We start from the raw sequence: 17,534 nt of genomic DNA on the forward strand, positions 1-17,534 counted from the left end.
CGGCGTTCCCCGGTTTCGAGCGCTCGGCGACGCGCCGCCGGTGCCCTGCCGCCTCACGCGACCCGCAGGACGGCGGCCGCGAACAGGCATCCGGCGAGCGCCAGCGCCGGGGCGTCGACGCGGCGGAACGCCAGCCGCGGGAGGGTCGGGTTCCACGCGAAACAGCGGGCGACGAGCGCCGTGCCGAGCCGGTCGGCCCGGGAGAGCGCGCGGTCGATCCCCGCGACGGCGACGATCCGCATCCGGTCGCGGACGGGGCGCTCGTCGCCGAGGCGCGCCCGCATGGCGTCGCGCGCCGCGAACAGGTCGCGCCGCAGGAGCGGCAGGAACCGGAAGACGAGTGCGACGCCCGCGCCGAGGAAGACGCCCGGGCGCCCCGGAATCGTCCGCTGAACCGCCGCGCGGGACTCCCGGACCGGCGTCGACCGGACGTACGCGGCCGCGACGACCAGGATGAGGAGGACGCGGTAGCTCGCGAGCGCCGTGCCGGCCGCGCGCTCGACCCGAAACCACGGCGCGCCGAGGGTCGCGCCGGCGACGAGCGGCGCGACGAGGAGGAACGGCAGCGCGACCCGGTACGCCCAGAGGTCGCGGGCGCCGCCGTCGGCCGCGAGGAGGCAGGCGGCGGCGAGGGGGGTGAGGACGGCGAGCCCGCGCGGCGTGGTGTGCGCGTACGCCGCCGCCGCGAAGGCGACCTGCACGAGCAGCTTCGAGCGCGGGTCGAGGCGGTGGCCGATCGAGTCGCCGGGGACGTACGACAGCGTCATCCGTCGCTCGGGCGGGGCTCGGCGGGGTCGGCCTCGGGGACGCGCACGTCGAGCCCGGGGAGCGCCGCGGCCGCCTCGGCCGGCGGCGCGTCGACCGCGACGCGGCCGTCCGCCAGGCCGACCACGCGGTCGGCGACGCCGAACACGTCCCGGAGGTCGTGGGTGACGACGACGACCCCGGTCCCCTCGCGGCGGAGCGCGCGGAGCCGCTCGACGACCGAGCGCCGCGCCGGCTCGTCGAGGCCGGTGAACGGCTCGTCCAAGACGAGGTGGTCTGGCTCCATCGCCAGCGCGCCGGCGATCGCGACCCGCTCGCGCTCGCCGCCTGACAGCGACGCGATCCGGTCGGTCTCGCGGCCGGCCATGTTGACGGCGTCGAGCGCGGCCTCGACGCGGCGGTCTATCTCCGCGTGCGAGAGGCCGAGGTTCTCCGGCCCGAAGGCCACGTCGGCGCCGACGGTCGCCGCGACGAACTGGTCGCGGGGGTCCTGAAACACCATCCCGACCGCGGTCCGGGCCGCGACGAGGTCGGTCTCGACCGGGGTCCCGTTGACCGCCACGCGGCCGGCGTCGGGGTCGACGAGCCCGTTGAACGTCCGGACCAGCGTCGTCTTCCCGGAGCCGTTCGCGCCCGCGACGATCAGGAACTGGCCGTCGGGGACCGAGAGTGAGACGTCGTCGACTGCCGTGACGCCGCCCTCGTCACCGGAGCCGCCGTACCGACAGGTGACCTCCCGGACCTCGATCACGGCGGGCCCCTCACCGCGCCGCGATCGCGTCCGACCGGACGATGCCGATCGCCGCGGCCATCTTCGCGCCCTCCGCCGGGAGGAAGACCACGGCGCCCTGGATCACGGACTCGGCGAGGGTGAGGTCGAGCGTCAGGTAGAGGCCGGCGACCCCCATCGCGTAGACGACGACCGTCCCCGCGGTCATGGCGGCCACGAGGAGCGGGGCGGAGACGGCGTCGAGGTCGCGGAGAGCGGCGCCGCGGTGGGCGATCGCCCCCACGAGCCCCGCCGCGAGCGGGTACGACCAGAGGTAGCCGCCGGTCGCGCCCACGAGCTCGCCGAAGCCCGCCGCGCCGCCGGAGAACACCGGCGCGCCGAGCGCCCCGGCCGCGAGGTAGAGGACCAGGGCGGCGGCGCCCCAGACGGGGCCGAGGAAGATCCCGGCGAGGAACACGCCGAGCACCTGGAGCGTGACGGGCGCGGGCGACACCGGGAACGGGAACGATACGTACGCGAACGCGCCGACGAGCGCCGCGAACAGCGCGGCGCGCGCGAGGTTCGTCGCCGCCTCGTCGCCGACGAGGTCGACGGACTCCGTGTTCGTTGCCATGGCTGAACGGACTCGTAAACCTACTTCAACGTAGCGGTTTACGAGTTCGACGCCGCCCGCTCGCCCCCGAGTCCGACTACCGTGAGAGCCCCCGGATAATCCTCGGATAATAACGTTCATCCCCGCCCGGCGTCCACGAGACGAGTATGCCCAAGATAAGCGTCGAGATCCCGGCGGAGCTGCTCGCCGACCTCGACGAGCACGTCGGCGACGACGGGAAGTTCGTGAACCGCAGCGACGCGGTGCGCGCGTCGATCCGCAAGACCCTCGACCTGCTCGACGAGATCGACGCCCGCCACGACCGACTCGACGGCGACCGCACGTCGACCGCGGCCGAGACGAGCGGAGGGACCGATGAGTAGCCGGACCGCGACCGGTGGGAGCGGGCCGTTCCGGACCGACCCCCTCGACCGGTCGGCGGTCGCGGCGGTCGGGCTGATCACGCTGTTCACCGTCGCGCTCGCGACCGCGCAGCTCACGGCCGCGAAGGTGCTGGCGCTGCCGCTCCCGGTCGCGTTACCGGTCGTCGGGCCGGAGATCCTGCTGCCCGGCGCGGCGCTGGCGTACGCGCTCACGTTCCTGGCGTCGGACTGCTACGCGGAGCTGTACGGGCGGCGGGCGACGCAGGTGGTCGTCAACGTCGCGTTCCTCGCGAACTTCCTCGTGTTGGCGCTCGTGTGGTCGACGCTCGCGGCGCCCGGGGTCGACCCCGAGGTGTCGGCCGCCTTCCAGACCGCGCTCGGGCCCGCGGCGAACATCGTCGCCGGGAGCCTGCTGGCGTACGTCGTCAGCCAGAACTGGGACGTGTTCGTCTTCCACGCGATCCGCGACCGCACCGGCGAGCGCATGCTGTGGCTCCGCAACCTCGCGTCGACGGCGTCGAGCCAGGCGATAGACACCGTCATCTTCGTCGGCGTCGCCTTCTACGCCGCGCCGCTCCTGCTCGGCGTCGGACCGGTGTTCGACCCGCCGACGCTGCTCGCGCTCGGCCTCGGCCAGTACATCCTGAAGCTCGGGATCGCGGTCCTCGACACGCCGGTCGTCTACCTGATCGTCGGCACGGTCCGGGACTGACCGCGTCGCTCGGTTCCCGGTGGCCCTTTCTCGCGGCCGTCAACCGACCGCGAGCGCCCGCGCCGCCCGGTCCGGGAGGTCGACCGGCACCTGCTCGAAGGAGTCGCCCGCGTCGCGGGTGACGAAGAGCCCGCGGTTCGAGAGCGCCCATATCTCCCCCGCGGCCCGACCGGCGGCCAGCACCGCCCGGTAGGTGCCCTCGCCCGTCGGGAACCCGCGGTCGTCGAGGCGCTCGAACGCGCCGGGACCGCGCTCCGAGCCCGCCGCTCCTCCCTCCTCGCCGCGCCGGTAGCGGTAGAGGTAGCTCTCGCCGCGGCGGTGGGCGGCCGTCGCGCCCGCGGCCGCGCTGACCAGCGCGGTGTCGGGGTCGCCCGGGTCGACCGCGAGCCCCCAGGCGTACCCGTGGTCGAGGCCGGCCTCGGGGACGCGCCACGAGTCGCCGCGGTCGTCGCTCTCGGCGAAGCCGTCGCCGGCCGCGGCGTAGACGCGGTCGGGCGCGTCCGGATGGGTCGCCATCGCGTGCGTGTCCCGCCGGGCGCCGGCCGGGCGGTCGGTCCACGTCGCGCCGCCGTCCGCGGTCACGGCGAGCGCGCCCGCCTCGATGCCGACGAGCCACCGCTCGGGGTCGGCCGGGCAGGGCTCGATCCACCGCACGTGGTGGGTGTCAGGCCGGGGCGGGAACGACCACTCCGACGCCGAGGGGAGGTCGGTCAGGCCGCCGACCGGATCGGCCGTCTCGCCGCCGTCGGCGGAGCGGTACGTCCGCGAGGGCTCCGTCCCGATCCACACGACTGCGGGGTCGTGCGGGCTCGTCGCGACCGCGGTCACCGCGTCGGGACCGGACCCCTCGGGGCCGAGCGTCGCCTCGGCCGCGCGGGCGAACCGCTCGCCGCCGTCGACGGAGCGGAACAGCCCCGCGCCGAACGTCCCCGCGAGGACGCGCGGTCGTCCGGGGTCGTCGGCCCCGGCCTCGCGGCGCGCGACGGAGAGGCACTCGACGCGCTGGCCGGAGAGGCGCGTCTCGACCGCGCCGGTCGCGGGGTCGACGATCCGGAGGCCGTCGTCGTAGGCCGCGTAGATCCGCATGGGTCGGGGTTCGGCCAGGAGGCCAAAAAGCGTACGCCGGCGCATCCCGGCGGCGAGGCTTCGGCGCGTCGCCCCCGGACGCGGGCGGAACCGGGGTTCGACGAGCGCAAGAGACTTATCGCCGCCGCCCGTGTCAACTGTACGCATGGATCTTCGCGTCCAGGGGGACGTACCCCCCGACCCGTTTCTCGGCGCCGCGGACCTCTTCGAGACCGAGCGCTCCGTGGAGGCGCCGGTCCGCGTCGTGGTCCGCGAGGACCCGGACGAGCGGACCTGGGCCGGCCACTACGACGACCACCACGTGCTGAACGTCTCCCGGCGGGCCGCCACGAGCGCGATGGCGCGCGAGCTGGCGATCCACGAGCTCGCGCACATGGCCCGGTACGAGGAGGGCCACCCCTCGCACCTCCAGTCGACTGAGGAGGCGCTGTACCTCGGGCTCTCCGGCGAGACCGTGGAGCGCCGCAAGCTCGCGCATTGCTACCAGATCGCGAACCACATGAAAGACATCTACGCCGACGACATCACGCTCTCGGTCGCGCCCGCGGGCAAGCTGCTCGGGTTCCTTGAATCCACGCTGGCGGCCGCGGTCGCGGACCGCCCCGACGTGTCGCGCACCGGCTCGCCGCCGGTGACGGCGGGCGCCGACCCCGAGATAACGGCCGTCAACGCGGCGTTCGCGCTGGCGCTGGTCGAGCGCCACGGCATCGCGGGCCCCGACCACCGCATCTACGATCTCGCGCGCGCCGCCGGGAGCGACACCGACGCCGTCGACGTCGACGCGTTCAAGGAGCGCTTCCTCGACCTCGGCCACGACCCCTCCGAGAGCGACTACCGGAAGGCGCTCGTCGCCGCCGCGCGCGCCTACGCGGTCTGAACGGGGTAGCGCGTCGCTCGCGGGCGACGCTGCGGGGACGATGGTCGGTATCGGCAGTCGTCGACGGTCGATTCGAGTCCGGAAGGCGTCGGCGGCGCCGTCTCACTCCGCGTCGTTCTGGACCGGATCGCCCTCGCCGTCGGCCTCCGCCGCGTTCTCGTCGGTCGAGTCCGCGGCCTCGACGGGCGCGCTCGACTCCTCCGCCTCGGCGGCGCCGCCGTCGAGGACGGTCACGCGGGCGGACATGATCCGGGTGTTGTCGACGCGCTCGATGCGGATCCGGACGCCGTCGAACTCGATCTCCTCGCCCTCCTCGACGAGCCGCCCCGCGCGGTTGAACACGAAGCCGGCGAGCGTCTCGAACTCCTCGCCCTCGGGCAGTTCGATCCCGAGTATCTCGTTGACCTCGTCGATGTTGACTTGTCCTTGGACGACCGCGACGTCGTCGTCGACGAACTCCACGGGCGCCGACTCGTCGCCTTCGAGGATCTCGCCGACGATCTCCTCGGCCACGTCCTCCAGCGTGATGATCCCCTCCGTGGTGCCGAACTCGTCGATGACGGTGACCATCTGGAGGCGGTTCTCCTGCATCTCCGCGAGCAGCTCGTCGGCGTTCTTCGACTCGGGGACGTGGAGCGTCGGCTTGACGACCCGCTCCAGAGAGGGCGTCCCCTCGGAGTAGCGCAGCTCGCGGACCAGGTCGCGCACCGTGACGACGCCGACGATGTTGTCGAGGTTCCCCTCGTAGACGGGGACGCGCTCGTGGTCGGCCTGGATACACGTCTCGATCGCCTCCTCGACGGTGTCCTCCTTCGCGACCGCCGTGACGTCGAGCCGCGGCGTCATCACCTCCTTGGCGATGGTGTTGTTGAACCGGAAGATGCGGTCGAGCATCTCGCGCTCCTCCTCGTCGATGACGCCCTCGCGCTCGCCCGTCTCGATGATGTCCTGGATCTCGTCGCGGGTGACGTACGACGACTCGATCGCCGAGCGACCGCCGGTGATCTTGTTGACGACCCGGGTCAGGTAGTCGAACAGGACCACGAGCGGGAGGAGGACGTACTCGGAGAGCTTCAGCGGGCGGGCGATGCGGAGCGCCCACGACTCGGTGTTCTCGACGGCGTACGACTTCGGCGCGCTCTCGCCGAACAGCAGGACGAGCGCCGTGATCCCGAAGGTGGCGATGGTGACGGCCTGCCCCTGCCCGAAGCCGAGGTAGACGAGCAGTCCGGTGGAGATGGAGGACATCGCGATGTTGACGATGTTGTTGCCGACGAGGATCGTGATGAGGAGGCGGTGCGGGTCGGTCTTCAGCGCCTTCACCGTCTCCGATCCCGGCACCCCGTCTTCGACGAGGCTGTCGATGCGGTGCTGCGGCAGGGAGAACATCGCGATCTCCGACGAGGAGAAGAACGCCGACAGCGCGATCAACACCAGGATCGTGAGCGCGCCGAGCGCGGCGACGACGGTGTCGCCGGGCATCTGTATCTGGAGGAGACCGGCCGTCAGCGTACTCGACCACAAGCCCATATTCGTTTGTCATCCGTCGGCCCACGATTAAAGGGTTCCCTTCGGTGAGCCCCGCGTCGGGGCGGCTGAGTGCCGGCGGGGCGGCTGAGTGCCGCCGAGGCGCGTGCCGCCGCCGACCGGGGCCCTCGTCGACGGGGGTGCCGCCGCCGACACGGTTACCCGTCTCGCGGGCGAATCGCGGGACATGAGCGAGCCACAGATCACCCTGTACCGGCTTCAGGCGTGTCCGTTCTGCGAGCGGGTCGTCCGGACGTTGAACGAGCTCGACGTAGCGTACCGCTCCCGCTACGTCGAGCCGATGCACTCCGAGCGCAACGTCGTCAAGCGCGTCTCCGGCGCCCGGAGCGTGCCGGCGATCGTCGACCGCGAGACCGGCGTCACCATGTCCGAGAGCGCGAACATCGTCGAGTACCTGAAGGGGACGTACGGCGAGGAGGGGGCTTGAGATGCCGGATTTCGACGTCGTCTCCCTGCCCGAGACCGACCACGTCGCCGAGGGCGACACGGCGCCGGACTTCACCCGCCCGCTCGTGAACGGCGAGTACTGGGAGGACCGCGCGCTCGCCGACGTCGTCGACGGGCCGACGCTCCTCCTCTTCCATCCCATGGACGGCACCTTCCAGGGGACGTACCTCTACAACACGGTCGACGACCACGGGTGGAGCGACGACCTCGACGTGCTCGGCGTCTCCATCTCGACGCCGTACGCCCACAAGCGCCTGCTCGCCGAGCGCGGCGACGGCGTCCGGATCTTCTCCGACCCGGGTGCGAGCGTCGTCGAGGAGTACGGCCTCGCGCACGAGATCGACGGCATGAGCGGGATCACGGAGAGCCGTCCCGCCGTCTTCCTGCTCGACGCCGACCGCACCGTGGAGTACGCGTGGGTCGCGAGCGAACACCCCGAGTTCCCCGACGCCGAGGCGATCGGCGACGCGGTCGCCGACCTCGTCGACTGACCGGACCCGGGACCGCGGCCCGGCGCGCGGACCGCACACACTCGTCACGCTTTTTCAACTCGCCGCCGAACGGTCGCGCGTGACCGCCGACATGAGCGACGACGGACCGGACCGATCCGAGGAGCTGCGCGCGGCGGCCGCCGCCGTCGACCGCGGCGACCTCGTCGTCTACCCGACCGAGACGGTGTACGGGTTGGGCGCCGACGCGCTGGACCCCGAGGCCGTCGAGCGCGTCTTCGACCTGAAGGGCCGCGACCGGTCGAACCCCCTCTCGCTCGGCGTCGCGAGCGTCGACGACGCGCTCCGCCACACCCGCCCGACGGAGGTGGCCGTCGCCTTCGCGCGGGCGTTCCTCCCGGGGCCGGTGACGGTCGTCGTCGAGCGCGGCGACCGGGTGCCCGACGCGCTCACCGCCGGGCGCGACCGCGTCGGGATCCGCGTGCCGGACCACGACCTCGCGCGGGCGCTGCTGGCCGAGACGGGCCCCCTCACCGCGACGAGCGCGAACGTCTCCGGGACGGGCAGCGTCACGCACCCGAGCGACCTCTCCGACCGGATCCGCGAGGGGGTCGACGCCGTGATCGACGGCGGCGAGACGCCGGGGACGGAGAGCACGGTCGTCGACCCCGAGGCGGGAACGATCCACCGCCGCGGGGCGATGGCCGGCGCCATCGAGGCGTGGCTGGCGGACCCGCCGGTGGACGGGTGAGTCGGCGAGAAGAGCCGTTCGCGGCGCTCAGACGGAGAGGTCGCCCTTCGCCTTGATCACGTCGAGGTCCTCGGCGTCGACCGTCTCGACGTCGAGCCAGTGGGGGACGTACTCGCGTTTGTCGTACGCCTCGCGCTCGTCTTCCGTGCCGACGGTACACCAGAGCTGCGGCTCGTCCGGGCCGTGCCAGCCGCCCTGAACGTTGATGCCGAAACAGACCAGCTCCTCGCCGTCGTGCTCGATCACCGCGTCCTTCCGGATGTCGGGGTCGCCGCGGATGATGAGGTGGTGCATGTGCCGGGGTTCGCGTGTTCCGGGCTTAATCGCTTCGATACCGCGGATCGAACGGCGGCGGCGACCCCGCGGACCGCGGGGGTGGCCCCCTACCAGCCCCGGTCGAGGTCCTCGACGAGCGCGCCGAGGATCTCCCGGGTCGTCGCGGCGACGATGGGTTCGAGCGCGTCCGGGTCGCTGTTCGTCGGGTCGCCGAGCCCGCCCAGCTCCGTCACCTCGTCGAAGTACTCGTAGCTCCGAGTGCTGGGCAGCTCCGCAGCCTCCTGCGGCTCTTTCTTTGCGGTCCGCACGAGGTCTGGGCGGTACAGCTCGACGAAGCTCGTCTCGTGGTCGCCGGCGTGGCCCCAGCCCTCGCCGTACGCCTCCGTCAGGTCCGCCTCCGCGAAGTCCGTCCAGTGGACGAAGTGGACGGTGAGGTCGGTGTCGCGACCGAGGCGGTCGGCGGCGATCGACAGCGGCCCGCGGTTCCCGCCGTGGCAGTTCAGAATTAGCAGCCGGTCGGCGCCGTGTTCGGCCACCGACTCGCCGATCTCACGGACCACGTCGACGTACGTCTCCGTCGAGAGCGTGACCGTCCCGGGGAACCGCATGTGGTGTTCCGACTGCCCGTACGGCAGCGTCGGGAGCCGAAGCAGGTCGAGGTCGAACTCGTCGGCGGCGTCGACGAGCTCGGCCGTGAGGTGGTCCGCGCGGAGCGTGTCCGTCGACACCGGGAGGTGCGGGCCGTGCTGCTCGATGCTGCCGGCCGGGAGCACCGCGAAGTCGGCGTCGTCGATCGCGGCGCCGGCGTCCTCCCACGTCATGCCGAACAGGTCGTCGTCCGTCTCGGGCATGGCGGAGGATCCGGCGTCGGGCGACGAAAAGCTCGGGGTAGCGGCGAGAGCGAACCGGTCGTCCGAGCGACTGCCTCAGCCCGAGTAGTAGTACTCGCCGTCGCGCTTCTGCTGGCTGTCGAGCTGCGACCCCGGCTTGTTGATCCGGGGACGGCCGGTGCGCTCGTCGCGCCGGAAGGTGATCTCGAGGTCGGCGAGGAACTCGTTCATCCCGTCGCGCATGTCCTGCGGCGGCGCGGCGCGCCCGCGTTCGGCCGGCTCGCCGTCGAACACCATCAGGCGGTCCGCGAGGAGGTCGATCATGTAGATGTCGTGGTCGATCACCATCACGGTCGCGTCGTGGTTCTCGGCGTACCGGCGGATCGCGGTCGTCGCCCGCACGCGCTGCTCGACGTCGAGGTGGGCGGAGGGCTCGTCGAGCAGGTAGAGGTCGGCGTCGTCGGAGAGGCACGCCGCGATGGCGACGCGCTGGCGCTCCCCGCCGGAGAGGTCCGAGAGGTTCTGCTCCATCACGCGCTCCAACTGGAGCGGCTGGGCGATCTCGGTGTTCCAGTAGGAGGAGCCGAACTCGTCGGTGATAGAGGAGAGGAACGCGTCGACCCGCATGTGCTGGTCGATGTCGATGTACTGCGGCTTGTAGGAGATGTCGAGCGCGAAGTCGAGGTCGCCCTCGTCGGGCTCCAGATCGCCCGTGAGCAGCTGCGCGAGCGTGGACTTCCCGATCCCGTTCGGGCCGACGACGCCGAGCACCTCGGAGCGGTTGATCGCGCCGCCCTCGACGCGGAGCTCGAACTCGCCGTCGCCGTACGACTTCCGCAGGTCCGGGTACTCGATCAGCGTCTCGCTCCGGGAGGCGACCCGCGGCGCGTGCTCCTCGAAGGTGATCGCGGAGGGCCGGATCCGCATGTTCTCGTTGTCGAGGTACCCCTTCAGGTACTCGTTGATCCCCTTCCGGACCGACTTCGGGTCGGTGATGACCCCGTACGCGCCCGGCTCACCGTACGCGACGTGGAGCGTGTCGGCGAGCAGGTCGAGGATCGCGAGGTCGTGCTCGACGACGAGCATCGAGCGGTCGGCGGCGTCGTCGTCCGCGAGCTCGCGGATGAGCCGGGCGACGATCATCCGCTGGCCGATGTCGAGGTACGGCGTGATCTCGTCGAGAAAGTAGAAGTCCGCGTCGCGGGCGAGGCAGGCCGCGATGGCGACGCGCTGGAGCTCGCCGCCGGAGATTGAGTCGATGTCCTGGTCCATCACCGGGCGGATGTTGAGGCGGTCGACGAGGTCGTCGAGCGCGCCCCGCTCATCGGTCCGCTCCAACAGCTCGCGGGTGTTCCCGTCGAACTGGTTGGGGATCTGGTCGACGTACTGCGGCTTGCGCGCGACCGTCACGTCGCCCGCCTTCAGCGATTCGAGGTAGTTCTGGAGGCCGGTGCCGCGGAAGCGGTCGAGGACGCGCTCCCAGTCGCCGTCGGCGGCGTGGTCGCCGAGGTTCGGGACCATCTCGCCGGCGAGCGCGTGGACCGCGGTCGACTTCCCGATCCCGTTCGGCCCGAGGATGCCGGTGACGCTGCCGGGCTCCGGCGTCGGGAGGCCGTACAGCGAGAAGGCGTTGTCCCCGTAGCGGTGGACCGGGTCGTCGTCGAGCTCGGAGGGGAGGTTGATGATCTCGATGGCGTCGAACGGGCACGACTGGACGCAGATACCGCAGGTCTCGCCCAGACAGATCTCCTCGGAGATGTGGATCTGGTCCGGGTCGCCCTCCTCGGCGTCCGGGCCGCGCTCCGTGATACACTCCTTGCCCGTCCGGTTTGGCGGGCAGTCCTTCATACACTCGTAGTTGCAGCGGTCGGGCTGGCACCGATCGAGGTCCACGACCGCGATACTGTCGTCGGCCATCTCAGACCCCCAGGTCGACGGCCGAGGTCAGCAAGACGGTGTAGCTGATGAACCAGAGGGTGAACGTGAGAAACGCCACGTAGAGGTTGTCTTTGATCCCGAGGTCGCCGACGCCGACCGCCTTGAATATCGGGTACTGGGCGATGACGAACGCGCCGAGCACGAATACCGCGGTGGTGCTCGCGGCGGACGCCGGGTCGGTGCCGACGTAGACGGCCGAGACGACGCCGGCCGCGATCCCGGCGAGACTGCAGATGGTCGTGACGACCACGCCGCGCGCGTGGTCGGACAGGCCCGAATCGTCGCTCATGGCTTCGGATCCGCGAGCGCCCGTGAAAAGCCGTTCGTTCCCGCCGTCGCTCGCGACCGGGACGGGCCGCCCTCGGGACGCGACGCTCGGGCACCGCCGCGCGTCGCCGCGGCCGAGGCGCGCGCGAGCCGAATCGCTGACTGACTGGTCAGTCCAGCGGGAAATTAGCGGCTTATTTTGCTGATTTGTGACGCGAGATGCGGCCGATTTCGCCGGTAAACGGCGCTGAGACGGGGTTGCTCCATCAACATTTATGAACGTGTGCGGTTTCGAATCGTAACGATGGAAGGAACTCAAACGGAGGGGCTCGACGACCTCCCACCGAGCGCCAAACTCGTCTTCAAGGTGCTCGAGTACAACGGACCGCTGACCCAGAAGGGGATCGTCCAAGAGTCGATGCTGTCGGCCCGCACCGTCCGGTACGCGCTCGAACGGCTCGAAGGGATCGGCGTTGTCGACGAGGACGTCTACTTCGCGGACGCCAGACAGAACCTCTACAAGCTCACGGAGCCGGCCCAGGAGTTCACCGCCGACGAGGGCGAGGCCTCCTGTACCGCCGACTGACCCGCGGCGGTCGACTCCCCGTCCCGTCCGTATTCTCACCCTCTCTCGGCGACGCCGAGCGACGCGTCCCGCGCGCCACGGACCGCCCCGCACGGCGTCCCCCGCTACTCCGGCGGCTCCGCCCCGCCCTCGCGCGCGCCGCGGACCGCCGCCGCGACCGTGAGGACGACCGCCACCGCCAGCGCCGACGTCGCCGCCAGCACGAACGCGAGCAGGAGGAACCAGACGTCGGGCCCGAACAGCGGGTACTCGCGCGTGTCGATCACCGGCCCGAGCAGTTCGAGCGTCCGGACGAGGTACAGCGAGAGCGCGAGCAGCGCGCCGGCGGCCGCCCCGATCCGGACGTTGCGATAGAACGACAGCGACTCCAACAGGACCAGCATCGGGGGCTTCGAACTGTCCTCGCTCACGGGGGGACGTACGGCCGGCCGCCGCAAAGAGCCATCGGAACGCGGCGCCCGGTGCGGCGATCTGTCACGATCGAATCGGACGGAAGAGGGCCTGACAGCGTTAGTGACAGCCGTCAAGTGGGTCGGCGGTGAATGACCGCGCATGCCCAGAGTCGTGCTGTCGGCGTTCCCGATGATAGACCCGGAGACGTACCGCGAGGTACTCGCCGACGCGGTCGACGAGCCGGTCGATGTCGAGGTCGCGGAACTGGGGTCGACCGAGCGGCTGATCGACGCGGCGGCCGACGCCGACGCGGTCGTTACCGACATCAACACCCCCGTCACCGAGGCGGCGCTCGACGCCACGGACCCGCGGGTCGTCGTCCGCTCGGCCGTCGGCGTCGACAACGTCGACGTGGCGGCGGCCGCGGAGCGCGGGGTGACCGTCACCCGGGTGCCGGACTACTGTACCGACGAGGTGGCGACCCACTCCGTCTCGCTGCTCCTCGCCTGCCTGCGCTCGCTCAAGCCGTACGACGACGCGGTCGCGGAGGGCGGGTGGAGCTGGGAGGCGGGCGTCCCGACCCGGCGGGTGAGCGCGTCGACGATCGGCCTGCTCTCGTTCGGTCCGATCGCCCGCCGGGCGGCCGAACAGCTCTCCGGGTTCGGCGCCGACCTGATCGCGCACGACCCGTTCGTCGACGCCGAGGAGATGGCCGACCACGGCGTCGAGAAGGTCGAGTTCGAGGCGCTGTTCGACCGCGCCGACCACGTCGGCGTCTACGCCCCCCTGACCGACGCGACGCGGGGGATCGTCGACGCGGACGCGCTGGGGCGCCTGAGCGAGGACTCGGTGGTCGTCAACGTGAGCCGCGGCCCGGTCGTCGACGCCGACGCCCTCCTCGACGCGCTGGAGCGGGACGGAATAAAGGCCGCCGGCCTCGACGTGCTCGCCGAGGAGCCGCCGGAGGACGACCCGCTCGTCGGCCGTGACGACACGGTGGTCACGCCGCACGCGGCGTGGTACAGCGAGGAGGCGAAAGACGACCTGAACCGGAGCGGCGCCGCCGACGTGGCGGCGGTCCTCAACGGCGAGACGCCGGACGGTCGGGTCGACCCCGAGGCGGACTGGCTGTAGCGCCGCGGGAGTCCGGGGAGACGCGCCGGCCTACAGGCGGTCGAGGGCGTCGAAGTCGTCGTCATCGTCGAGCGGGTCGTCGTCCGACCCGTTCGACTCCCCCGGGGCGTCGTCCGCGGCGTCGGAGACGAGCGAGTCGCCGTCGTCGCCGCCCGGGTAGCTCGCGTCGAGCCCCGCCGCCAGCCCGGCCCCGAGGTCGTAGGTGTCACGGACCGTCTGCGCGAGGACGCCGTCGCGGTCGAAGACGACGTAGACGGCGACGAACTCGTGGGCCGCGGGGCGCAACACGAACACCTCCCGCGGACCGTCGTCGTCGCGCGACTCGTTCACGCGCGCGACGAGCGGTTCGATCGGGAGCCGACCCGTGCGGACCTCGTCGAAGGTGTCGCTGCCGGGCGCGTCCGCGAAGAGGTATAACGCGCCGTTGGGGTCGCCGTCGTTCGACCGGGTGGTGATCGAGCCGACGGGCTCGCCCTCGGCGCGGATCTGCCGCCAGGTCTCGACGGCCGCCTCGAACATCCCCTCGACGTCGTCGGCGAAGCGGAAGCGGGTCTCGCGGACGACTTCGACGTCGCGGAAGCGCGCGGAGCCGTCAGTCCACGCCAGCGTCGCGTCGACGACGAAGCCGGGCCGGAGCGCGTCGACGGCCTCGCCGAGGTCGCCCTCATATCCCTCCGCGGTGGCGTAGAGGGGGTCGTAACGATCCTCGGCGTCGGGGGCCGTCGGGTCGACCGGCTCGTCGGCGAGCTCGACGAGGACGAACTCCTCGGCGTCGGCCGCGCCGGGGTCGCTCCCGTCCGACTCGTCGGCGATGTCCGGCCGCCGGCGCCGGTCGTGGACGCGGAACCGGCCGCTCGTCGTCGGGTCCATACCGAGCGGTGGGGCGGCGGGCGGAAAAGCCGGTCGGAAGCGGCGCGGCCCGCTCGTCCGCGGCCGATCCCGCTCGCGGATCCGTGTCGTTATGGGGCCGCCGGCCCAAGGAACCGGTAAATGGGGATCCTCGAGGACAAGTCGAACGCCCGGCTCTTCTACAAGTACCTCTCGAAGGTGTACGACCAGATTAACAGCTTCAACTGGAACGAGGAGATGCGCGCGGAGGCGCTCTCGTGGCTGGAATTCGGCGACGACCCGACGGTGCTCGACGTGGGGTGCGGGACCGGCTTCGGCACGGAGGGACTGCTCGAACACGCCGACGACGTCCACGGGCTCGACCAGAGCATCCACCAGATGGAGAAGGCGTTCGAGAAGTTCGGGAAGCGCGACCGCGTGAACTTCTACCGCGGCGACGCCGAGCGGCTCCCGTTCCGCGACGACGCATTCGACGTGGTCTGGTCGTCCGGCTCCATCGAGTACTGGCCGAACCCCGTCGAGGGGCTGCGCGAGCTCCGGCGCGTCGCGAAGCCGGGTGGGCAGGTGCTCGTCGTCGGCCCCGACTACCCGCACAACCCGATCCTCCAGCGGGTGGCCGACGCGATCATGCTGTTCTACGACGCCGACGAGGCCGACCGGATGTTCGAGGCGGCCGGCTACGAGGAGTTCGAACACCACATCCAGCAGGCGACGCCGCAGAGCCCCCGCGCCATCACGACCGTCGCCCGCGTCCCCGACGACGGCGAATCGGGCGACGAGTCGGCCGCGGCCGCTCCCGACGCGGACCCCTCGGCGCCCGGCGCCGAGTAGCGGTCGGATCCCTCGGCGCTCGACGCCGAACCGGGACGCCGGTGCGAAGGCGTCCGAGACGCGCGTTCTACCCCGGCTCGACGACCGTCTCCAGCGTCGCGACCGGGCGGCCGGCGGCCGTGATCTCGACGGTGACTCGTCGGCCCGGTTCGAGCGTCGGGTCGTTGGTGTCAGCGACGCGGAACGCCGCCGTCTCGCCGACGCGCAGCGTGTCGTCGCCCGCGGAGTTGAACGGGCCGGTCGGACCGGGGTGGAAGCCGGCGGCCGAAAAGAACGGGAGCGGCGGCTGCTCGTCGAGCGGTTCGCCGTCGACGCTGACGCGGACCCGGACGGCCGCGACGTCGATCGGGTCGCCGCCGCGGTGGTCGATCGCGACCCGATCGTCGGTCGCCGACAGCGACAGCACCGCCGACGGCGGCACCGTCGCGCTCGGCCCGCCGAGCGCGGCGGCCGCGACGCCGCCGGCCAGCACGACCGTGATCGCGATGAGCAGCACGCCCGCGACGGGCGCCATCCCTCGGGCGCGGCGAGCAACTGGTGACACGGGGGCGGTGGGGCGGTTTCGGGTAAAAGCGTCGGCCCCGGGCGGTCACTCGTTGCCGACCGGCCGCGGCGTCGGGAGGGGTTCGATGCCGTCGAGGACGACGACGCGGGGCTCGTCGACGACCGTGATGCGGTACGGCTCGGCGGGCGAGAGCGTCCGGACGACGCCGTTCTCGTCGGTCGCGCCGATCGCCCGGCTGTCGCCGCCGCCGACGGACTTGGTGACGGTGACGCCGGAGACCGGTTCGCCGGTCTCGTCGTCGAGGACGGTCACGGTCACCGGCCCGCCGGGGTAGGTCCGCTCGACGGTGACGTTGAACCCGTCGCCGGCGGCCGCGACCGGCTCGGTGTCGGGGAACGCGGCCAGGTCGACGCGCTGGTGTTCGACGAACACCTGCTCGGTGCCGCCGCTGACGAACGTGCGGAGGACGCCGAACTCGTGCGGGATGGTGATCCGCTGGACCGCGCCCGCGCCGAACGCGTCGGGCTCGCGCAGCGCAGCCGTCTCGGGGTACGACGCCTCGGTGATCGCTATCGCCGCGTCGTTCGAGATGTCGCCGCCGCCGCGGTCCCAGCGGTCGGTCCGGAAGACCTCGCGGACGTACTCGCCGTCGACGACGGTCGCGAGCACGACGGCGTCCTCGCTCGACGCGACGTAGATGTCGTTCGGGGAGGACTGGCCGCGAGCGGTCGCGAGCGCGTGGTCGCGGACCGGCCCCTCGTACACCTGGAGCGCCACCTGAAGCTCGTCGAGCCGGCCGGGCGAGCTGAACCCGTCCGTCGACTCGGCGAGCGCGTCGATGGCCTCGAGCCGCTCGTCGTACTCGCGGGCGGTCGCCGCCACCCGGACGAGCTCGTCGACCAGCTCGCGGTCGCTCATCTCGCCGGCGGCGTGCGCGCTGAAGGCGTCCGCCTGGCGGCTGGACAGCGCCACCTCCGCGCGCTCGACGCGGTTGATCTCGACGAGGATCTGCTGTTGGCGCTCGACGCCGGCCTCGGCGCCCTCGATCCGGTCGACGACGGCCGCGGTCTCGACGGCCGCGTCGGCGTCGGCGGTCGCGAACCCGAGCGCCGAGCCGAGGTCGGGGCCGCGGGCGTACGTGCCGACCCGCGTCTCCGCCCCGGGCGGCGTCGAGAGCGTGCGGAGCGTCAGGTTCGTCGTTTCGAGCTGCGGCGCCGGCTGGTCGGCGGCGGCCATCGGGTCCGCTGACGACATCGAACTACCGGGCGACGCCGGAGCGGCGGGGAGGTCCGGAGCGGCGGGCGGAGCCGAATCGGCGGACTCCACCGAGTCGACGGACGGGGAGACGGCGCCGGGCGCGGTGACGCCGGCGACCGGGGCCACGATCAACAGGACCGCGACCGCGGCGATCGGGAGGGCTCTCATCGCCCGACGGTTCGGCCCGGGACACAAAAAGTCCACCCACTGCGGCCGGCCGCCCGGAACGACCGACCCGCGTCGCCGTCGAGCGGCGCGCGAGCGCGAGCGGCGACTCGGCCGGGCGTCCTGTCAAAAAACAGCGTATGGAAAGCGTTTTGCCCGGCGC

Annotated in this window: 22 protein-coding genes; 9 read left to right on the plus strand and 13 right to left on the minus strand. The window is 72.1% G+C overall.

Annotation, left to right across the window (positions count from 1 at the left end):
* Positions 1-53: 53 nt before the first annotated feature.
* The 3 genes from DVK06_RS15420 to DVK06_RS15430 are packed head-to-tail and all read right to left on the minus strand — an operon-like array spanning position 54 to position 2,108.
* A complete protein-coding gene (locus DVK06_RS15420; RefSeq protein ID WP_121600950.1) occupies positions 54-767 on the minus strand; it encodes an energy-coupling factor transporter transmembrane protein EcfT in 714 nt (237 codons plus the stop codon).
* Positions 764-1,516 carry an energy-coupling factor ABC transporter ATP-binding protein gene (locus tag DVK06_RS15425; RefSeq protein WP_121600951.1) on the minus strand — a complete coding sequence of 251 codons (753 nt, stop codon included), beginning with the start codon at positions 1,514-1,516 and terminating at the stop codon, positions 764-766. The genes DVK06_RS15420 and DVK06_RS15425 overlap by 4 nt, the downstream gene beginning before the upstream one ends.
* 10 nt (positions 1,517-1,526) lie before the next feature.
* Positions 1,527-2,108: a biotin transporter BioY gene (locus DVK06_RS15430; protein ID WP_053771813.1), complete on the minus strand. Its 582-nt coding sequence runs from the start codon at positions 2,106-2,108 to the stop codon at positions 1,527-1,529.
* Between the two features lie 146 nt (positions 2,109-2,254).
* On the opposite strand from DVK06_RS15430, the gene DVK06_RS15435 reads away from it, so the two are divergent.
* Positions 2,255-2,470 carry a type II toxin-antitoxin system ParD family antitoxin gene (locus tag DVK06_RS15435; protein ID WP_121600952.1) on the plus strand — a complete coding sequence of 72 codons (216 nt, stop codon included), beginning with the start codon at positions 2,255-2,257 and terminating at the stop codon, positions 2,468-2,470.
* Positions 2,463-3,182: a queuosine precursor transporter gene (locus DVK06_RS15440; RefSeq protein WP_121600953.1), complete on the plus strand. Its 720-nt coding sequence runs from the start codon at positions 2,463-2,465 to the stop codon at positions 3,180-3,182. Before DVK06_RS15435 ends, DVK06_RS15440 begins: the two co-directional genes overlap by 8 nt.
* A gap of 39 nt (positions 3,183-3,221) precedes the next feature.
* Here DVK06_RS15440 and DVK06_RS15445 read toward each other — a convergent pair whose 3' ends face one another.
* Positions 3,222-4,268, minus strand: a complete 1,047-nt coding sequence (locus DVK06_RS15445) for a hypothetical protein (RefSeq protein ID WP_121600954.1) — start codon at positions 4,266-4,268, stop codon at positions 3,222-3,224.
* Between the two features lie 145 nt (positions 4,269-4,413).
* On the opposite strand from DVK06_RS15445, the gene DVK06_RS15450 reads away from it, so the two are divergent.
* Entirely contained in the window at positions 4,414-5,145 is a 732-nt protein-coding gene (locus DVK06_RS15450) for a DUF5781 family protein (RefSeq protein WP_121600955.1), read from the plus strand.
* Positions 5,146-5,247: 102 nt separating this feature from the next.
* Here DVK06_RS15450 and DVK06_RS15455 read toward each other — a convergent pair whose 3' ends face one another.
* Positions 5,248-6,675: a hemolysin family protein gene (locus DVK06_RS15455; RefSeq protein WP_121600956.1), complete on the minus strand. Its 1,428-nt coding sequence runs from the start codon at positions 6,673-6,675 to the stop codon at positions 5,248-5,250.
* A 184-nt stretch (positions 6,676-6,859) separates the two neighbouring features.
* Here DVK06_RS15455 and DVK06_RS15460 point away from each other — a divergent pair, with 184 nt between their 5' ends.
* The 3 genes from DVK06_RS15460 to DVK06_RS15470 all read left to right on the plus strand — a co-directional run bounded on the left by DVK06_RS15460 (position 6,860) and on the right by DVK06_RS15470 (position 8,340).
* On the plus strand, positions 6,860-7,120 hold the full coding sequence (locus tag DVK06_RS15460; RefSeq protein ID WP_121600957.1) for a glutathione S-transferase N-terminal domain-containing protein: 261 nt from the start codon (positions 6,860-6,862) through the stop codon (positions 7,118-7,120).
* A 1-nt stretch (position 7,121) separates the two neighbouring features.
* Positions 7,122-7,631 (plus strand): redoxin domain-containing protein, encoded by a 510-nt coding sequence (locus tag DVK06_RS15465; protein ID WP_053771820.1) that lies wholly within the window; start codon positions 7,122-7,124, stop codon positions 7,629-7,631.
* 79 nt (positions 7,632-7,710) lie between these two features.
* On the plus strand, positions 7,711-8,340 hold the full coding sequence (locus DVK06_RS15470; protein WP_199718734.1) for an L-threonylcarbamoyladenylate synthase: 630 nt from the start codon (positions 7,711-7,713) through the stop codon (positions 8,338-8,340).
* A gap of 27 nt (positions 8,341-8,367) precedes the next feature.
* Here the strand turns inward: DVK06_RS15470 and DVK06_RS15475 are convergent, their stop codons facing one another.
* The 4 genes from DVK06_RS15475 to DVK06_RS15490 all read right to left on the minus strand — a co-directional run bounded on the left by DVK06_RS15475 (position 8,368) and on the right by DVK06_RS15490 (position 11,673).
* Complete coding sequence (locus tag DVK06_RS15475; RefSeq protein WP_053771822.1) at positions 8,368-8,634, minus strand: HAH_0734 family protein; 267 nt, start codon at positions 8,632-8,634, stop codon at positions 8,368-8,370.
* A gap of 89 nt (positions 8,635-8,723) precedes the next feature.
* A complete protein-coding gene (locus tag DVK06_RS15480; RefSeq protein WP_121600958.1) occupies positions 8,724-9,467 on the minus strand; it encodes a creatininase family protein in 744 nt (247 codons plus the stop codon).
* Between the two features lie 75 nt (positions 9,468-9,542).
* Positions 9,543-11,363, minus strand: coding sequence for a ribosome biogenesis/translation initiation ATPase RLI (locus DVK06_RS15485; RefSeq protein ID WP_121600959.1), 1,821 nt, complete (start codon positions 11,361-11,363; stop codon positions 9,543-9,545).
* 1 nt (position 11,364) lies between these two features.
* Positions 11,365-11,673, minus strand: a complete 309-nt coding sequence (locus DVK06_RS15490) for a hypothetical protein (protein WP_053771825.1) — start codon at positions 11,671-11,673, stop codon at positions 11,365-11,367.
* Positions 11,674-11,955: 282 nt separating this feature from the next.
* Between DVK06_RS15490 and DVK06_RS15495 the strand changes: the two genes are divergently transcribed.
* Positions 11,956-12,237, plus strand: coding sequence for a helix-turn-helix domain-containing protein (locus DVK06_RS15495; RefSeq protein ID WP_008443026.1), 282 nt, complete (start codon positions 11,956-11,958; stop codon positions 12,235-12,237).
* Positions 12,238-12,341: 104 nt separating this feature from the next.
* Here DVK06_RS15495 and DVK06_RS15500 read toward each other — a convergent pair whose 3' ends face one another.
* Positions 12,342-12,620 carry a hypothetical protein gene (locus DVK06_RS15500; RefSeq protein ID WP_053771968.1) on the minus strand — a complete coding sequence of 93 codons (279 nt, stop codon included), beginning with the start codon at positions 12,618-12,620 and terminating at the stop codon, positions 12,342-12,344.
* A gap of 169 nt (positions 12,621-12,789) precedes the next feature.
* Here DVK06_RS15500 and DVK06_RS15505 point away from each other — a divergent pair, with 169 nt between their 5' ends.
* Complete coding sequence (locus DVK06_RS15505; RefSeq protein ID WP_121600960.1) at positions 12,790-13,764, plus strand: C-terminal binding protein; 975 nt, start codon at positions 12,790-12,792, stop codon at positions 13,762-13,764.
* 30 nt (positions 13,765-13,794) lie between these two features.
* On the opposite strand, the gene DVK06_RS15510 is transcribed toward DVK06_RS15505, so the two are convergent.
* Positions 13,795-14,634: a DUF6663 family protein gene (locus DVK06_RS15510; protein ID WP_121600961.1), complete on the minus strand. Its 840-nt coding sequence runs from the start codon at positions 14,632-14,634 to the stop codon at positions 13,795-13,797.
* Between the two features lie 120 nt (positions 14,635-14,754).
* Between DVK06_RS15510 and DVK06_RS15515 the strand changes: the two genes are divergently transcribed.
* Entirely contained in the window at positions 14,755-15,444 is a 690-nt protein-coding gene (locus DVK06_RS15515) for a methyltransferase domain-containing protein (RefSeq protein ID WP_121600962.1), read from the plus strand.
* Between the two features lie 67 nt (positions 15,445-15,511).
* Here DVK06_RS15515 and DVK06_RS15520 read toward each other — a convergent pair whose 3' ends face one another.
* Positions 15,512-15,958, minus strand: a complete 447-nt coding sequence (locus DVK06_RS15520; protein WP_053771829.1) for a type IV pilin — start codon at positions 15,956-15,958, stop codon at positions 15,512-15,514.
* A gap of 75 nt (positions 15,959-16,033) precedes the next feature.
* On the minus strand, positions 16,034-17,374 hold the full coding sequence (locus DVK06_RS15525) for a hypothetical protein (protein ID WP_121600963.1): 1,341 nt from the start codon (positions 17,372-17,374) through the stop codon (positions 16,034-16,036).
* Positions 17,375-17,534: the final 160 nt, after the last annotated feature.

The organism is Halorubrum sp. Atlit-28R (genome assembly GCF_003665955.1).
GTDB lineage: Archaea > Halobacteriota > Halobacteria > Halobacteriales > Haloferacaceae > Halorubrum > Halorubrum tropicale.

Coding starts and splice junctions, on each gene's coding strand:
- DVK06_RS15420 (WP_121600950.1), bottom strand. CDS start 767: ATGACGCTGTCGTACGTCCCCGGCGACTCGATCGGCCACCGCCTCGAC.
- DVK06_RS15430 (WP_053771813.1), bottom strand. CDS start 2,108: ATGGCAACGAACACGGAGTCCGTCGACCTCGTCGGCGACGAGGCGGCG.
- DVK06_RS15435 (WP_121600952.1), top strand. CDS start 2,255: ATGCCCAAGATAAGCGTCGAGATCCCGGCGGAGCTGCTCGCCGACCTC.
- DVK06_RS15440 (WP_121600953.1), top strand. CDS start 2,463: ATGAGTAGCCGGACCGCGACCGGTGGGAGCGGGCCGTTCCGGACCGAC.
- DVK06_RS15445 (WP_121600954.1), bottom strand. CDS start 4,268: ATGCGGATCTACGCGGCCTACGACGACGGCCTCCGGATCGTCGACCCC.
- DVK06_RS15450 (WP_121600955.1), top strand. CDS start 4,414: ATGGATCTTCGCGTCCAGGGGGACGTACCCCCCGACCCGTTTCTCGGC.
- DVK06_RS15455 (WP_121600956.1), bottom strand. CDS start 6,675: ATGGGCTTGTGGTCGAGTACGCTGACGGCCGGTCTCCTCCAGATACAG.
- DVK06_RS15460 (WP_121600957.1), top strand. CDS start 6,860: ATGAGCGAGCCACAGATCACCCTGTACCGGCTTCAGGCGTGTCCGTTC.
- DVK06_RS15465 (WP_053771820.1), top strand. CDS start 7,122: ATGCCGGATTTCGACGTCGTCTCCCTGCCCGAGACCGACCACGTCGCC.
- DVK06_RS15475 (WP_053771822.1), bottom strand. CDS start 8,634: ATGCACCACCTCATCATCCGCGGCGACCCCGACATCCGGAAGGACGCG.
- DVK06_RS15480 (WP_121600958.1), bottom strand. CDS start 9,467: ATGCCCGAGACGGACGACGACCTGTTCGGCATGACGTGGGAGGACGCC.
- DVK06_RS15485 (WP_121600959.1), bottom strand. CDS start 11,363: ATGGCCGACGACAGTATCGCGGTCGTGGACCTCGATCGGTGCCAGCCC.
- DVK06_RS15490 (WP_053771825.1), bottom strand. CDS start 11,673: ATGAGCGACGATTCGGGCCTGTCCGACCACGCGCGCGGCGTGGTCGTC.
- DVK06_RS15495 (WP_008443026.1), top strand. CDS start 11,956: ATGGAAGGAACTCAAACGGAGGGGCTCGACGACCTCCCACCGAGCGCC.
- DVK06_RS15500 (WP_053771968.1), bottom strand. CDS start 12,620: ATGCTGGTCCTGTTGGAGTCGCTGTCGTTCTATCGCAACGTCCGGATC.
- DVK06_RS15505 (WP_121600960.1), top strand. CDS start 12,790: ATGCCCAGAGTCGTGCTGTCGGCGTTCCCGATGATAGACCCGGAGACG.
- DVK06_RS15510 (WP_121600961.1), bottom strand. CDS start 14,634: ATGGACCCGACGACGAGCGGCCGGTTCCGCGTCCACGACCGGCGCCGG.
- DVK06_RS15515 (WP_121600962.1), top strand. CDS start 14,755: ATGGGGATCCTCGAGGACAAGTCGAACGCCCGGCTCTTCTACAAGTAC.
- DVK06_RS15520 (WP_053771829.1), bottom strand. CDS start 15,958: ATGGCGCCCGTCGCGGGCGTGCTGCTCATCGCGATCACGGTCGTGCTG.
- DVK06_RS15525 (WP_121600963.1), bottom strand. CDS start 17,374: ATGAGAGCCCTCCCGATCGCCGCGGTCGCGGTCCTGTTGATCGTGGCC.